The 15,696-nt window shown below is 57.4% G+C and carries 16 protein-coding genes; 6 read left to right on the forward strand and 10 right to left on the reverse strand.

Annotation, left to right across the window (positions count from 1 at the left end; translation table 11 throughout):
* Positions 1-2: 2 nt before the first annotated feature.
* The 3 genes from trpC to ABIE60_RS01540 are packed head-to-tail and all read right to left on the reverse strand — an operon-like array spanning position 3 to position 2,468.
* Complete coding sequence (gene trpC / locus ABIE60_RS01530) at positions 3-821, reverse strand: indole-3-glycerol phosphate synthase TrpC (RefSeq protein ID WP_354467184.1); 819 nt, start codon at positions 819-821, stop codon at positions 3-5.
* Positions 821-1,861 carry an anthranilate phosphoribosyltransferase gene (gene trpD, locus ABIE60_RS01535; protein WP_354467185.1) on the reverse strand — a complete coding sequence of 347 codons (1,041 nt, stop codon included), beginning with the start codon at positions 1,859-1,861 and terminating at the stop codon, positions 821-823. Before trpD ends, trpC begins: the two co-directional genes overlap by 1 nt.
* Before the next feature lie 25 nt (positions 1,862-1,886).
* Positions 1,887-2,468 carry an anthranilate synthase component II gene (locus ABIE60_RS01540; protein ID WP_354467187.1) on the reverse strand — a complete coding sequence of 194 codons (582 nt, stop codon included), beginning with the start codon at positions 2,466-2,468 and terminating at the stop codon, positions 1,887-1,889.
* Positions 2,469-2,715: 247 nt separating this feature from the next.
* Here ABIE60_RS01540 and ABIE60_RS01545 point away from each other — a divergent pair, with 247 nt between their 5' ends.
* Positions 2,716-3,270: an HD-GYP domain-containing protein gene (locus ABIE60_RS01545; protein WP_354467188.1), complete on the forward strand. Its 555-nt coding sequence runs from the start codon at positions 2,716-2,718 to the stop codon at positions 3,268-3,270.
* 30 nt (positions 3,271-3,300) lie between these two features.
* On the opposite strand, the gene ABIE60_RS01550 is transcribed toward ABIE60_RS01545, so the two are convergent.
* Genes ABIE60_RS01550 through ABIE60_RS01570 form a run of 5 tightly spaced genes read right to left on the reverse strand, consistent with a single transcriptional unit; the run spans position 3,301 to position 6,487 of the window.
* Positions 3,301-4,644, reverse strand: a complete 1,344-nt coding sequence (locus tag ABIE60_RS01550) for a sensor histidine kinase (protein ID WP_354467190.1) — start codon at positions 4,642-4,644, stop codon at positions 3,301-3,303.
* Positions 4,641-5,318 carry a response regulator transcription factor gene (locus ABIE60_RS01555; protein WP_354467191.1) on the reverse strand — a complete coding sequence of 226 codons (678 nt, stop codon included), beginning with the start codon at positions 5,316-5,318 and terminating at the stop codon, positions 4,641-4,643. Before ABIE60_RS01555 ends, ABIE60_RS01550 begins: the two co-directional genes overlap by 4 nt.
* A 2-nt stretch (positions 5,319-5,320) precedes the next feature.
* On the reverse strand, positions 5,321-5,638 hold the full coding sequence (locus ABIE60_RS01560) for a PepSY domain-containing protein (protein WP_354467193.1): 318 nt from the start codon (positions 5,636-5,638) through the stop codon (positions 5,321-5,323).
* Between the two features lie 32 nt (positions 5,639-5,670).
* The gene (locus tag ABIE60_RS01565; protein WP_354467194.1) at positions 5,671-6,207 is read right to left on the reverse strand and encodes a cytochrome b/b6 domain-containing protein; all 537 of its coding nucleotides are present in this window, start codon (positions 6,205-6,207) and stop codon (positions 5,671-5,673) included.
* Positions 6,208-6,217: 10 nt separating this feature from the next.
* A complete protein-coding gene (locus ABIE60_RS01570) occupies positions 6,218-6,487 on the reverse strand; it encodes a PepSY domain-containing protein (RefSeq protein ID WP_354467195.1) in 270 nt (89 codons plus the stop codon).
* Between the two features lie 166 nt (positions 6,488-6,653).
* Here ABIE60_RS01570 and ABIE60_RS01575 point away from each other — a divergent pair, with 166 nt between their 5' ends.
* The 4 genes from ABIE60_RS01575 (at position 6,654) to ABIE60_RS01590 (ending at position 10,662) form a co-directional block, all read left to right on the forward strand.
* Positions 6,654-8,102: an HD domain-containing phosphohydrolase gene (locus tag ABIE60_RS01575; protein ID WP_354467197.1), complete on the forward strand. Its 1,449-nt coding sequence runs from the start codon at positions 6,654-6,656 to the stop codon at positions 8,100-8,102.
* 79 nt (positions 8,103-8,181) lie between these two features.
* Entirely contained in the window at positions 8,182-8,964 is a 783-nt protein-coding gene (locus ABIE60_RS01580) for a phosphatase PAP2 family protein (RefSeq protein WP_354467199.1), read from the forward strand.
* Positions 8,933-9,637 (forward strand): response regulator transcription factor, encoded by a 705-nt coding sequence (locus ABIE60_RS01585; RefSeq protein ID WP_354467200.1) that lies wholly within the window; start codon positions 8,933-8,935, stop codon positions 9,635-9,637. Before ABIE60_RS01580 ends, ABIE60_RS01585 begins: the two co-directional genes overlap by 32 nt.
* Positions 9,634-10,662 (forward strand): sensor histidine kinase, encoded by a 1,029-nt coding sequence (locus ABIE60_RS01590; protein ID WP_354467201.1) that lies wholly within the window; start codon positions 9,634-9,636, stop codon positions 10,660-10,662. The genes ABIE60_RS01585 and ABIE60_RS01590 overlap by 4 nt, the downstream gene beginning before the upstream one ends.
* Here ABIE60_RS01590 and ABIE60_RS01595 read toward each other — a convergent pair.
* Both ABIE60_RS01595 and ABIE60_RS01600 read right to left on the reverse strand, forming a co-directional pair.
* Entirely contained in the window at positions 10,635-12,350 is a 1,716-nt protein-coding gene (locus ABIE60_RS01595) for a phosphoethanolamine transferase (RefSeq protein WP_354467203.1), read from the reverse strand. The two genes, ABIE60_RS01590 and ABIE60_RS01595, sit on opposite strands and share 28 nt — an antisense overlap.
* Before the next feature lie 75 nt (positions 12,351-12,425).
* Positions 12,426-13,034 (reverse strand): IMPACT family protein, encoded by a 609-nt coding sequence (locus tag ABIE60_RS01600; protein ID WP_354467205.1) that lies wholly within the window; start codon positions 13,032-13,034, stop codon positions 12,426-12,428.
* 135 nt (positions 13,035-13,169) lie between these two features.
* Between ABIE60_RS01600 and hrpB the strand changes: the two genes are divergently transcribed.
* The gene (gene hrpB / locus ABIE60_RS01605; protein WP_354467207.1) at positions 13,170-15,689 is read left to right on the forward strand and encodes an ATP-dependent helicase HrpB; all 2,520 of its coding nucleotides are present in this window, start codon (positions 13,170-13,172) and stop codon (positions 15,687-15,689) included.
* Positions 15,690-15,696: the final 7 nt, after the last annotated feature.

Here is a 15,696-nt window from a genome sequence, read left to right on the forward strand (position 1 = left end):
CGTTAGTGTGCGGCGCTGAAAAAGCGCGCCAGCTGCTGACCTGGATCTTCCGCACGCATAAACGCCTCACCGATCAGGAAAGCGTTGACCTGACGTGCCTGCATCGCCGCCACATCTTCAGGGGTCAGAATGCCACTTTCGGTCACGACAATACGGTCGTCCGGAATACGATCCAGCAGTTTGAAGGTGTTATCAAGACTCACATCGAAAGTATGCAGGTCGCGGTTGTTGATACCGACCAGGCGGGTGTTGAGCGGCAGGATGCGCACCAGCTCGGCCTCGTTGTGAACTTCGATCAGCACATCCATGCCCAGTTCATGGGTCAGGGCAGCAAGCTCTTCCAGCTCAGCATCGGTCAGCGCAGCCACAATCAGCAGAATACAGTCAGCCCCGAGCGCACGGGCTTCGTAGATCTGATAGGGGTCCACGATAAAGTCCTTGCGAATCACCGGCAGTTTACAGGCCGCACGCGCCTGCTGCAGGTATTCATCAGCCCCCTGAAAAAAGTCCACATCGGTCAGCACCGACAGGCAGCTGGCGCCACCGCGCTCATACGATGCAGCAATTTCAGCCGGCTCAAAGGGGTCACGAATCACCCCTTTGGAGGGGCTCGCTTTCTTGATCTCGGCAATAACGGCAGGCCGGCCAGACGCCAGCGAGGATGCCAACGCCTCGGCAAAACCGCGCGGATCGGCTGCACTTCCCCGCTGCGCGGCGATGCGCTGCTTCAATGCCTCAATCGAGACGCGAGCACGGCGCTCAGCGACCTCTTCATGTTTGCGGGCGATGATCTTTTTCAGAATTGTCGGTGTGTCATTCATTACTCTGTTTTCCCCAGCTGCTGGCTGAGTGCGGCCAGCTGCTTCATTTTATCCAGTGCCGTGCCGGAGCGGATGGCTTCAAGTGCCTGCTCAACACCCGCCCGGTGTGTTTCCACCTGTCCGCTCAAATACACCGCTGCACCCGCATTCAGCGCCACCATGGCGGCCGCCTTGCGTGCCAGCGGCTCATCCGAGCCGCTCAGTGCCAGCTGGATCAGGGCCAGTGATTCTGAAGGGCTGTTCACACTCAGGCCGATGAGGCTCTGACTGTCGATCCCAACATCCTCAGGAGACAGGCTGTATTCACTGATCCTGCCATCACGCAGCTCGGCCACCTGGGTCTGGGTAGCAAGGCTGATTTCGTCCAGACCATCCTTCGCATGCACGACCATGATGTGTTCGGCACCCAGCTGCTGCATCACCTCCGCCATGGGGCGGCAGAGTTTGGGGGTGAAGACGCCGATCACGCCGCGAGTCGCGCCAGCCGGATTGGTCATGGGACCCAGTATATTGAACAGGGTACGCATGCCCAGTGCACGGCGGGCACCGATCGCATGCTTCATGGCACCGTGATACCCGGGCGCAAACATGAAACCGATGCCAACCTCATCAATACAGCGTGCGACCTCATCGGCACCCAGGTCCAGGTTGATGCCCGCCTGCTCCAGCAGATCAGCACTGCCGCTGCTGGAGGAAACACCACGATTGCCGTGCTTGGCCAGGCTGACACCACAGGCAGCGGCGACAAAGGCACTGGCAGAAGATACATTGAACAGGTTGGCACCATCCCCGCCGGTTCCGACAATATCCACCAGCGGCCCTGCTGTCGGGCGTACCGGCGTGGCCAGTTCACGCATTACTTTTGCGGCAGCGGTAATCTCGTCGATCGACTCGCCTTTCATTCGCAAGCCAACCAGAAAGCCGGCTATCTGGGACTCACTGCACTGTCCGGTCATCACCTGACGCATGACGTCTTCCATCTCCTCAAAACTGAGGTCGATATGGTCGACAATACGTGCCAGTGCTTCCTGAATATTCATCCAATGCCTCCTGTTTGTATGCGATTCAACGCCGCTGAATAAAGTTTTCCAGCAGTGCGTGTCCCTGTTCAGTCAGAACGGATTCGGGGTGAAACTGCACCCCATACAGTTCAAGTTCACGATGCTTCAGCGCCATGATTTCGTCAGGCTCGCCCTCTGCGTCCGTTGTCCAGGCCGTCATTTCAAGGCAATCCGGCAGGCTTTCGCGTCGTACGACCAGCGAGTGGTAACGCGTGACCTCAAGCGGTCGCTTCAGGCCTTCAAACAGGCCATCTCCATGGTGCTCAATCGCTGAGGTCTTGCCGTGCATGACCTGACGCGCCCGCACAACCTCAGCGCCAAAGGCCTGCCCTATGCACTGATGGCCAAGACAGACACCGAGTATCGGGAGCCGACCAGCGAAATGACGGATGGCTGCAACCGAAATACCGGCTTCATCAGGCGTGCAGGGCCCCGGGGATATTACCAGATGAGTGGGCGCCAGGACTTCGATCTGCTCCAGCGTGATCGCATTATTGCGGTGCACCTGCACATCCGCCCCCAACTCTTCAAAGTAGCGGACAACATTCCAGGTAAAACTGTCAAAATTATCGATCATCAGCAGCACTGCTTCTGTAACCCCTTGCTTAACCAATACTTTTTTATAACAGCCGCTGACATTTATCCGCTTTTGCCATCGCCGAGGTAAAACGGATTGGACACTTCGAGTAATAATACATTACAGGGATGTAATAGCGAACTGGTACATGCCACTGAAACCCGTGCCACCGCTGATCACTGGCGCTTTCTATTTTTGTAAAAATGGGCCTATAGTGTCTGTATCAAATCAAGACGGGCAATGAGAAGGATTATTCATGCCTCATATATCTGCTTTCATACAGCGGGTGGTTGATGCCCGAGACCCTGATGTTGCAAGTCATCAGAGTCGGTTGAGGTCCTATGCTGAAGGCTTTGCAAAACACCTGTCCCTGAACAGGGATGATACCTATACGCTGACCTACGGCGCGGAAATCCATGATATCGGCAAGCTCTCGATCAGCGAATCCATTCTGCACAAACCTTCGCGCCTGACCCACGCCGAGTATTTGCTGGTTCAGCAACACTCTCGACTCGGGGCAGAGCTTATTGAGCCGCTGGCACTCAATGACCAGGTTGTGATGATTGTGTTGCACCACCATGAAAATTTCGATGGCAGTGGATACCCGGCCAGATTATCGGCTGAGCAAATTCCTCTACTGGCCAGAATCGTCCGCATTATCGACTCATACGATGCCATCACTGAAGATCGGCCTTACCATAAGGGGACACCGTCTGCGGATGCGATTGCCATGCTGCATTCAGATGCTCATTGGTATGACCCTGATCTACTGAAAGAGTTTACGGCATTCATATCCACGTCCGTTATGTAGCGCTGGAATGGCTTCATGCGCCAAACCGAATCATGTTGCTCTCAGGCTCACCTTTACCTGAAGCCCTCCAAGCTCTGAAACGGCAAAGACCAGCTCACCATCGTAGCTCTCTGCTACGGCCCGACAGATCGACAACCCCAAACCACTGCCATCGGCTTGCTCATCCAGACGCACGCCACGCTCAGAAAGCCGCAACAGGTCAGCACTGCCCACTCCGGCACCGTCATCTTCGATCCAAATTGACCACAGGTGCGCATTATCACCCGGGGGCTGTATTCGCAGCCGTACGCGCCGATTAGCATGGCGCCAGGCGTTATCCAGCAGGTTACCTAGCATCTCCAGCATGTCATCACGGTCAAAAGGGATCGCTCCGGGCGGCAACTCGGATTCAAAATCGATATCATCTCGGCCGATACGCTGAAGCAGGCGCACCAGATGTGTCACTTCATCCTTCGGCACGAACTGCCTTCCCGGCCCCGGCGCACCGGCAATCCGCGCCCGACGCAGCTCCCGATCAATACGCTGATGTAGCTGCCGATACAGTCGCAGCAACTGCTCACCCTGCTCAGGGTCCGGATGCTGCCGTGCAAGCCACTGCAATTCCTGTAACGGATGCTTGAGTTCATGTGCCAGATTGCCCAGCGCCATCCGCGAGCGACTTGTCTGCTCACCAGAGCGCCGCAACAGTTGTGTGATGGTTTCCACCAAGGGCACCACTTCTTGAGGTATCTCAGCCGGAAACTCAACCTCGGCACCAGCCAGCTGTCGCGCGAGACTCTGGCGCAAGGGCTCAAGACGGGCAAACCCCGAACGCAACACACGCCTTTGCAGAATCAGCAACAGCGGCAGACTCAACAGCAACAGCAGCAAAAGCCCAGCTTCAAACTGCCGCTGCTCCTGCTGCAGGTCCGCAATATCTTCGGCTATCCAAAGCGAAAAGCCCTGCCCCTGTTTACTGAACCCCTGCTCTCTGATCAACCACTGCTGATCACCGACCCCGGGCTTGAGATCACTGCGACTGACACCCACCGGCATCATTCGAGTTGACGTTTCCAGGTCCCAAAGAGAGCGTGAACGCAAGGTCATTGTGTCACTTGCAAGTACATAATAGTGCCCCGAGTGAACCCGCTGATACACTTGCGGCAATGTCGTCTCATTCAGCTGCCAGCGGCCATCAGCCCCACGTTCCAGAGCCGCAATGAGACTCTCGGCATCATGTTCCAGGCGGCTGAGGACAAAATTCTGGGTCAAATGGCTGACACTGATGTGTACCAGCACCAGCAGGCCGGTCATGACCAGCAGCAGTACCAGCAGGAGCTGACGCCGAATTCGCCATTCAAGCGAGCTGCTCGTCACGGCCTGGGGTCGACTCATGAGCCGCTCTCAGGCTGACTTGGCATCACATATCCCTGACCACGCCGGGTCAGGATGCAGCGTTTGCCAAAACGCTGACGCAAACGGTTGATATAGACCTCAATCACGTTGCTGTCACGCAGATCTTCCTCTTCGTAGACATGCTCGCTCAGCTCGTTCTTGGACAGCACCCTGTCAGCATTAAGCATCATGTAACGCAGCAGGCGAAACTCTCGACCGGTCAACGGATGCTCCAGCCCCTGCTGATCACGTACCAGCTGAAGATCGTTGTCCAGCTCCAGTCCGGCCACCTGCAGACGGCTGCTGGCATGGCCATGATGACGACGAACCAGCGCTTCAAGACGCGCCAGCAACTCCTCTATATGAAAAGGCTTACCGAGATAATCGTCTGCACCGGCCTTGAGCCCATCGACTCGCTCATGCCAGGCGTCACGTGCCGTCAGTACAAGCACCGGCATATCCAGACCTGCGCTGCGCCAGTTTGTCAGCACTTCAAGACCGGGCCTGAGAGGAAGGCCCAAATCCAGAATAACGGCATCAAAGTTTTCCTCTCGCCCCAGAAACTCACCATCCTCGCCATCATGAGCGGTTTCAACGGCAAAACCTGCCTGCTGCAGCCGAGGTTTGAGCTCCGCCGCAAGTCGAACATCATCTTCAACCAGAAGAATTCGCATGCTCAGTCCTCGATCTCTTCCTTGATAACAGCGCCACTGGAGGCATCCAGATAGAACTCACGTACCACGCCATCCTTGCCCAGCACCTCAATTTCATAGACCAGGCGCCCATCCTCCTCTTCCAGCTCTACGTCAAGGAGATGCCCGCTCAGCCGTTCCGGATGCAGCAGCATCAACTCCGACAAGGGTCGGATCTGCCCGGACAACATCAGGCGACGCGCTTCATCCTGATCAACATCACGACTGGCCAGGGCAGCAGGCGACAGCACCATTGTCAGCGCCATAAAGCCAGACAGCAGAATGGCAAGCAGGCTTTTCATTGTGTCACCTCCAGCAAATTGTCGAGACCGTCTCAACTCACATCGACCTCACCCGGCACACGCTTGCGTCCGGTGATCATCGATTTAACCAGACTCTCGCGGTGACGGATACTGGCCAGAACAACACCTGCCACATGCAACCCCGCCAGCACAAGCATCAGATTGGCCAGCAGCTCATGGCTCTCTTCAACCCACTCCTCACCCCACAGAATGTCAGTGTAAAGCCAGCCGGAGAGCGTCAACATGGCAATACCGAGCAGCAAAACCACAACCATCATGCCGCCAGCCGGATTGTGCCCCAGATAGCGTATCTCGCGCCCCTTGAGCATATCCGACAGATATCCTGCAACAACTTTTGGATCACGTACAAATTGCCTGAACCTGGCGTAACGGGGGCCGAAAAGCCCCCATATCAACCGGAAAGCGATCAATGTCGCAGCTGTATAGCCTGCTATTTCATGCAGGTCCTGCCATTCGTCCGCACTGGCCCAGGCCACCGCAAAGCAGAGCACCAGCGACCAGTGAAACACCCGCACCAGAGGATCCCAGACTTTCACAGTGGCATTCATTGTCTGATCCTCAGTCGTCCAGTTCCATCTTGACCATGTCGAAGGTCTTGGGATCGAAGTAGGCCTCTACCCGACGCTGCTTCTCGTCATAGCCATAGACCTCATAGCAGCCGTCATCAATCTTGAATTTTTTGATCTCCCACCCCTTGGCCTCAATGGCGGCACGGAAGGCCTCCTCGGTTTGCCATTCATCCTGTGGCACATCACATTTGTCACCAGCCATGGCCACACCGGAGACGGCAGCGGTGGAAAGGATCAGGCTTGCAAGCAGCTTTTTCATCAGGTTTCTCCTGTCTGTATTGGTTTACAGGGGTCACTGTACTCTTGCTGGCTGAAACCAAACTTAAAGCATCGATTTTTTCCACGGGACTTCTTAAGGCTGCTTTAATAAGCTCTGTGCATAGTCAGCAGTGATACAGAATCACGAGCAGGTCCGGGAGAGCAGGATGCAGAATCATCATCACGACAGCCACAAGGATTCACAGGCAGAAGAAAAACGCGCTCGATTACCCCTCTCTGCACGTTTTCTGTTGTTTGCCATCAGTATTCTGGTCTTGAACGGTTATCTCCTGTCACACAAGACTGACAAAGTCATTGAGCAGGCCTTTTTGGCCCAGGCCGACCAGAAAATACATCTGCTGCTGGATCAGATTCGACGCAATGTTGAACAGGAACGGATTGCGCTGACAGACGCTGCACTGGCAGCCGAGGTGGATTATCTGAACCGCCATAGCGACTTTGGCTGGCAGCTGCATATTCAGGATCTCTACGCCTTTGATGCCAACGGCGACATTATTGCTCACAGCCAGGCCCAGCGGGGCCAAAAGACACTTCAACCAGGCTCCACCTATTACCGGGTCATTCATGACCGGCAGCCATCACTTGGCGAATCCCGTGAACACCGCACAGACAGCGACTTCATTAAGGCGGATTATCTATTGCCGATGACCCTGCCTGGTGGCGCCATCGCAGGTATTGAGGCCGAGGTCGATATTACCGGCCTGAAAAACGCGATCAGCAGTTTCGATGGCCCTTTCGAGCAATCCATGTGGAATACCATTTTGATCAGCAGTCTGCTGATGCTGCTGTTCCTCGGCGGATTGATCCATTTTCGGCTCACGGGCCCGATACAGCGACTTCATCGCTGCGTACAGGCACTTTCCCGTGGAGAGCTGGACAGCCGTGTCAACGTGACGACCCGTGATGAAATGGGACAGCTGGCATCCGGCGTCAATCACCTGGCCGAGAGTATTCAGGAATTACTGCGCGAGCAGGAAAGAACCTACATGGCGACGCTAAGTGCATTGGCTCAGGCACTGGAAGCCAAGGACCCCTATACCGCCGCTCACTCCGGCCGCGTCTCACGTTATGCCGTCAAACTGGGACAGCAGCTGGGTCTGGAGACCGACCAATTGGCCCTGCTGAAGAAGGGAGCACTGATGCACGATCTGGGCAAGATCGGCATTCACGACACCATTCTCAACAAACCCTCTGCTCTCACCGGTGCCGAATACCAGGAGATGAAAAAACACCCGGTGATGACCGCCGCCATCATGAAGCCGCTGAAACGCTTCAGCGCTTTTGCCGAGATTGCCGCCTGGCACCATGAGCGCTGGGACGGGACCGGCTACCCCGATGGACTCAAGGGTGACGAGATCCCACTACTGGCACGCATCGTCGCAATTGCCGACACCTGGGACGCCATGACCGGTGACCGCATCTATCGCCCCGGAATGCCCGTCACGAAAGCCCTGAATATTCTCGAATCCGAGCAGGATCAAGGGCAGTTTGATCCTGAACTGATACGGGTGTTCATTGCCATGATTCGTCAGGAACAGCCTGAGGATCCTCCTTCGGCAGCCGAATGCTCGTCTCGACCAAGCACCTCTGTGTGACGCGAGCGAGGCTTTCACGTCCTCTTCACTCTGAGACAGGCATCATGCCAGTTCCCTCTACAGTGGCGGTTGTTACAGCATGAATTCCAGCCCTCCAGGCCGCACAGGCTTCATATGCTCAGCCCTTGCGGCGCTGGCATGCGCCATGGTGGCGACCCTGATCATCCACCGTTTTCAGCTTGACCTGACACTGGCCCAATGGATTTATGCGCTGGAAGGTCATGAATGGACCCTGAAGGAGCACTGGCTGTTCAGTGAGTTACTCCATCAACGCGGTCGACAGCTCAGCATTGCTCTGCTCTTGTTATGTTTTGTGCTGCTCTGGACCAGTTGTATTCATCCACACGTGCGCCCACATCGGAGAGTGTTGGCCTATCTGGTCATTTCACCACTGATTGCCAGCGGAGTGATTCTGTTGGGCAAGCGTTTGCTTGGCGTTGAATGTCCCTGGAGCCTGCAACCTTTTGGCGGCGAGTTGCCTTACTCACCCTTGCTGCAGCAACTTTTCAATCGCGGTAGCGGAAGCTGCTTTCCCGCCGGACACGCCAGTGCCGGGTACGCCTGGCTTGCGCTCTATTTTGCGGCGGCCACTGTCCAGCCACGGTGGCGATATGCCGCACTTGCCCTGGCACTGGGGCTCGGCCTGCTGTTCGGGACCACTCAGCAACTGCGAGGCGCCCATTTCCTGTCACACGACATCTGGAGTTTTGCACTGTGCTGGTCGATCAACGCCCTGCTGGCGGCGCTGATGCTGGCACCCAGGCGCGATTGCAGCCCCCACCCCGACAGCTCTATGATGCATTTAAAATCAGTAAGCGAGCGTCTGCCCCATGTCTCAGATTTCCGTTCTACTGGCCGATGACGATCCTGGCATTCTTGAGGCGATCGCCGACTTTTTAAGCTGGCGCGGCATCAGTGTTGACTGTGCCCGTACCGGCGAGCAGGCACTCGAACTGTCCCGGCAACAACATCATGACGTACTGGTGCTGGATGTCATGATGCCCGGCATCAGTGGTTTTGCGCTCTGTCAGCAGCTGCGTCAGCTGGGCGTCACCACCCCGATTCTGCTGCTGACGGCTCTCGATCAAGTGAGTGACAAGGTCACCGGTTTTTCCGCCGGCGCCGACGACTACCTGGTCAAGCCCTTTGCCATGGACGAGCTGGTTTGTCGCATTGAAGCCTTGAGCCGACGCGTATCACGTCAACAACTGCGCCTGCTGCATTTCGGTCCACTGGAGCTGGATGTGGAACAGCAACAGGCACGGCGCGATGATGTACCGCTGCAGCTGACCCCTCAGGGCTTTACCCTGCTGCGCCACTTGATCGCACATGCTCCCCGCGTGGTCAGCCGTCGCGAGCTTGAACAGGCCATCTGGGGAGACGAGCCCCCAGACAGTGATGCGCTGCGTTCACTGCTGTATCAGTTGAGAGCCCAACTCGACAAGCCATTCGACTCCGCAATGCTGCACACCCGCAGGGGAAGCGGTGTGTATCTACAACTTCCAGATGCCCCCAAAACTGCAGAAACACCATGAAATTCACGACCCGCATCATCCTGATTACCGGACTCTCCACTCTGCTCTTGACCAGCCTGTACTGGCTGGCGGGCTGGCACCTGGTCGAAAGTATTGAGGATGCCAACCGTGCAGCCATTCTCGAATACATGGCCAGTCAGCCAGAACTCCAGCAGACGAGTATTGAGCAATTGCTGGACGAGCCTGATTCATCCGAGCTGATGGAACGAGCGCTCGTAATTGGGGGGATTCTGCTGTTTTCGCTTGGAGCCATGGGCATCACCCTGCTGCTGATCTGGCAACAGACACGCCCCGTGCGAGAGTTGATGCAGGCGATTGAGGCGGTTGATCCTTCTGCACCACAGATGCAGCCCCTGCCCCGCAAGGATGAGCTGGGTGAAATGAGTCAGCGCTTTGCCCAGCTGTTACGGCGCATTGATGGTTTTATTCAGCGGGAACAGAACTTTACCCGCTTTGCCAGTCACGAACTGCGCTCCCCCCTGACCGTGATACATGGCTCGCTGGACCTGTTGCAGGAGATGTCGAGAGATCACACCAATCCCGCCGAGAAACGGGCGTATCAGCGCCTTGCCCAAGCCGTCAGCCGAATGGAGCAGCTGACCGACTCCTTCCTCTGGCTCTCCCGTGAACAGCCCTCAGAGCATTGCAAAGTCGACAGCCACATGCTGCAGCAACTGATCAACCAAAGTAACCACTCAGGACTTGATCTGCAGCTGCAGATTGAACCATCACTGGACTGGTCCATTCACCCCTTTGTGCTGTCGGTCATACTCGACAATCTGCTGGGCAATGCACGCCGCCATGGTACGGGGGCACTGACACTTGAGGCGGGTATTCACTCACTGATCCTGACCAACCCAGTCACAACTGCAGGCCCAGAAAACAACCAACAGGGATTTGGCTACGGCCTGCCCATCATTGCTCAGCTGTGTGACAAGGCCGGAGCACATTTTTGTTACCACCAGGATGCTCGGCAGTTCCAGGCCCGGATCGAGTTTCAGCCATCAGCCTTCTTGGCCGACTGAGTGTGTGCTACCGCGAGACTCCGCTGTCCATTACGACAAGGCGCAAACAGGTCCAGCTCTGGCTGGTAGACCGAAGTGCTGACCTGCATCAGCCCCAACAGAGAATGTGCCAGAAAGTCATGGCTGAGCGGTTTGTCGCTGTTTGCCTTGAGGCACTGCCAGTCAACACCATGTTCCTGCTGGAACCCGGCTGACAGCCAGGTGATCAGAGGCACCTGCTTTTGCTCTGCTGGCGCCAGCAGCCAGGGCATGCCATGCAAGTAGAGGTTATTCTCACCCAACGACTCGCCATGGTCCGAGACATAGAGCATGGCGGTGTTAAACTGCTCTTGCCGCTGCAACAGCTCGATCACCCGTGCCAGCAGATGGTCGGTATAGCGAATGGTATTGTCATAGGCGTTGACGATATCGGTCTGAACACAGGTCTGCAGCTCACTGCTTTGGCAAACCGGTGTGAAATGCCGATACGTCTCAGGCACTCGCTTGAAATAAGCCGGCCCATGACTGCCCTTTTGATGCAGCACGATCACCGCAGACCCGTTCAGCCCCTCCAGCTGCTGTTGCAACCCGGATAATAACTGATCATCGAAGCACTCCTCTGCCGTACAGTCGTGTCCCGGATTGAGCAGCTCCGCCTCGATCACCGGAATGCGTGCACACACACCCTTGCAACCGGAGTTGTTTTCACGCCAACGTACAGAAACACCTGCATGCTGCAGAATATCCAGCACATTGCTCTGATAGGCCACCTGCTCATCGTCATAGCGTTCTCGCTCCTGCAGCGAGAACATACAGGGCACCGACACAGCTGTACTGGTACCGCAGGATTCCACATCCGTAAAGCTCACCACCGGCAGGCGCTCCAGCTCGGGCGTGGTATCTCGCGCATAGCCGTTGAGGCCAAAGTTCATGCTGCGTGCCGTCTCACCCAATACCACAATCAGCACGTCAGGCTTTTGCGCTTTCGCGGATACAGTCTGCAACCCGGCTGATTCAAGTCGGGCATCCAGCCCCAGGGGCTGAAAAACATGCCTGGAAGCATCATAGGCTCCACTGAGGTATCGCCCGGTGTAGTACAGGTAGCTGGACGGCAGCGCCAGATTGCGGATCTCCCGGTGATTGCGAAACAGCGAGGAATAGTCCTTATACAGCAGTGTTGCATTCAGCCCGATCAGGAGCAGGCAGCTGAGCAGGCTGATGGCTTGCCCCACCAGAATCCGCTTGACGGGCTGAGGCTTGATTCTGATCCACAGCAGCAACAGGGACGGCAGCACGCCTTTCAACAACAGGTTAAACAGCATGGCGCCGGTGACCAGATCCCTCGCTTCTGCCGGGTCGGTCTCGAACAGGTTTTGCACCATGGTTTTGTCAATCACGATGCCATAACTGTCCATGAAATAGCCGACCTGCGCCGTGCTCAGAAGCAGAAACAACGCCACCGGCTTGATCAGCCTTGGCCAGCACAACAAGCCCATAAACAGCTGAATCACCGCCAGCAGAAACAGTAAAAAACCTGCGGCAAAAAACCACTTGTGTACGGCATCAGCATACTGAAGCGATAGTATCAGGCGCCAGAGCGATCCGTTATAGAACAGCCCCAGCAACAGTGTCACGAACCAGCCCAGCTGAACGGCGCTCAGCCGAGGACGAGGCAGGCAAGACAGTTTTGAAAACAGGCGAACAGGCATGGCTATGTCCTGAAAATTAATCAGGGCTGCAGCATGCTCTGTACTGTGTGAGGCTAACGTGAAAGCAGGCTCGAATCAGACCCCAACATCTGTATTGGTGTTAAGCAACTCCAGCTCCCCCCTTGTCTGCTCCTGCAGTTGGTGCAGGCATTGCTCCAGCGGCTCCGCTTCACCCTGCAGAGTGACCAGCACCTGCTGTTCATACTCCACTTCAAGTGTCAGCCCGGCCTGTTCGGCCAAACGGCGCACCAGTGCTTCATGCGCATGCTCAAATCGAATCTGCGCCTGCGCCTGAGGCTTGACCTCGACATATTCGACCTGCTGCAGCGGCTCGCTGACCGCCTGGCTGTAGGCACGCACCAAACCGCCGGCACCCAGCTTGATACCGCCAAAGTAACGCACCACCGTAGCCAGTACATAATCCAGCCCCTTGTGCTGCAACACATTGAGCATGGGGCGTGCCGCCGTGCCGGAAGGCTCGCCATCATCAGACTGGCGCACCTGCCCGGCCACCAGCATCGCGTAGCAGATATGCCGCGCTTCCGGGTGCTGCCGCCAGAGTTCGGCCACCCGCTCAAGTCCGGCCGCATGGGAGTGAATCGGCTCGATGCAGCCGATGAAGCGCGACTTCTTGATCACAAGCTCGCTGTGCACAGGCTCGGCCAGGGTTCTGTAACAGGTCATGAGCAACGCAGGTCCTCGATTGTTAGGTCCACGCGGGATGATAGTACATCGCACGGTCTTCTGTCCGGTCGCGGGCAGCACCACGACTGCGTTGCTGGTACACTTCGCAGGCCCGAACTGCCAAGGATTCTGACCATGCCCGACCTCTCTCAGCTGCCTATCGACTCACTGCTGCCAGAGATCGTCTCCACACTCGGGCGACGAAATGAGCTGATTCTTGAGGCCGAGCCAGGGGCGGGCAAAACCACACGTGTTCCACTTGCACTGCTGGACCAGCCCTGGCTGGCAGGACAGAAAATTATCCTGCTGGAGCCACGCCGGCTTGCGGCCAAGGCCGCAGCCCAGCGACTTGCGCAACAACTGGGTGAGCCGGTCGGCAAACGCGTTGGCTATCGCGTTCGACTCGAAACATGCATCAGTGATGCCACCCGCCTGGAAGTGGTCACCGGCGGGGTACTGGTGCGCATGCTGCAGGAAAACCCGGGGCTGGATGGCATCGGGCTGTTGATTCTGGATGAGTTTCACGAACGCAGCCTGGACGCTGATCTCAGCCTGGCGCTGGCACTGCAGGGGCGGGAGCTGTTGCGCGAAGGACCACCGCTCAAACTGCTGCTGATGTCGGCAACCCTCGAACACGCGACATTGTCTGAACGGCTCGGCGGTGCACCGGTCGTGCAATCCGGCGGGCGCACTCATCCGGTGGAGATCGTCTGGTCCGCTCGCAGTCGCAGCGACGAGCCGATCGAGCCTCGTGTCGCGAAACTGGTGGCTCAGGCGTTGCAGCAGCACGCTGGCAGTCTGCTGGCATTTCTCCCGGGGCTGGCCGAAATTCGCCGTACCCAGATGCTGCTGGAGCCGCTGCTTGAACAGCATCCTGAGTTGCTGTTGACCCCGCTGCACGGTGAGCTGCCACTGGATCAGCAGCAACAGGCGATACTGCCACCGTCCTCTGGCAAGCGCAAAGTGGTACTGGCCACGGCCATCGCAGAAACCAGCCTGACTATTGAAGGCATAGACGCTGTTATCGACTCCGGACTGAGTCGACAGGCGCGCTTTGATCCAGCCAGTGGCATGACACGCCTGTTCACAACCCGCGTATCGATGGCAAGCGCCACACAGCGTGCCGGCAGGGCTGGACGCCTCGGGCCAGGCACCTGTTACCGGCTTTGGTCCGAAGCTCAACACAGTGAGCTTGAGCCTCACGCACGTGCAGAAATCCTTCAGGCTGACCTGGCACCACTGGCACTGCAGCTGCTGCGCTGGGGCGTCAACGATCCAGCCGAGCTGGTCTGGCTGGAGCCACCGCCCACGGCCACATTCAGTCAGGCGATACAGCTGTTGATGCAGCTTGAAGCGATAGAAGCCCCTGCCCCCAACCAGTTTCGACTGACCCCCAGAGGCGAACGTATGGCCGAGCTGCCAGCCCACCCCCGCCTTGCCCACATGCTGCTGTGCGGTGCGGAAAACGGCTTGCTGCCATTAGCGGCAGACCTTGCCGTGCTGCTGACGGAGCGTGACCCACTCAATACTCAGTCCGCCGACCTGCGCCAGCGGCTTGACTGGCTGCACGGTTCAAGTCGTGAGCCACGCCGGCGGCGACTGCAGCAGCTTGCGCGCCAACTGCGCAACAGCTGCACCGACATCGCCTCCCAGCCGGTCAGCGCCCCGGATCAGCCCCGTTGGATCGGTTATCTGGTTGCCTGCGCCTACCCGGATCGGATCGCCCGACAGCGCGAGCCCGGCTCTGCACAGTATCGCCTCAGCCAGGGGCGTGGGGTCACGCTTGTCGAACAGGACCCGTTACGCCAGCAGGACTGGCTGGCGATCGCCACACTCAGCAGCCACGACGGCCGCGCTTCAGACAGAATCAGGCTGGCCTGTGCACTGGACCCCGAACTGTTCGAAAGCCAGCTAAAGGATCTGAAACGGGCCGAAGAGGTCGTCGAGTGGGACAGCCGACAGAACAGACTTGTGGCTGAACGACAGGTGCGCATTGGCAATCTGGTACTGAGCCGAACACGGCTGCAGCACGTCACCCCGGAGCACAAGCGCAGGGCTATTCTGTCGCTGCTGCAGCGCGAAGGGCTGCAACGACTCAATTTCACACCTGAAGTCGAGCGGTTCAGGGCACGCGTAGCCTTTGCCGCCAGCCAGGACAGCTCATGCCACTGGCCAGACCTGTCAGACGTATGGCTGCACGACAACCTTGAGCAATGGCTTTCACCCTGGCTGGAGGGCATCACACAGCAGGACGACCTGGCCAGACTGGACCTGCTGTCGATCATGCGCAGCCAGCTGGACTGGCCACAACAGCAGCTTCTGGACCAGCTTGCCCCCGAACGCATATCCGTTCCTTCAGGCTCCAGCTACCGAATCGACTACAGCCACTCTCCCCCTGTGCTGGCGGTAAAACTGCAGGAGATGTTTGGCTGCCTTGACACACCTTGTGTAGGCCGCGGGGTTCCCCTTACGCTGCACCTGCTGTCGCCGGCACAACGACCGCTACAGGTTACATCCGATCTGGCCGCATTCTGGGCTGGAAGCTACAGGGAAGTGAAGAAGGAGATGAAGGGACGCTATCCAAAACACCCCTGGCCGGATGACCCTGCCAACGCAGCGCCGACTCGATACACCAAACGACATCAGCCGTCTTGAAAAAGGG

It is taken from the genome of Marinobacterium sp. MBR-109 (assembly GCF_040547565.1).
Lineage (GTDB): Bacteria > Pseudomonadota > Gammaproteobacteria > Pseudomonadales > Balneatricaceae > Marinobacterium.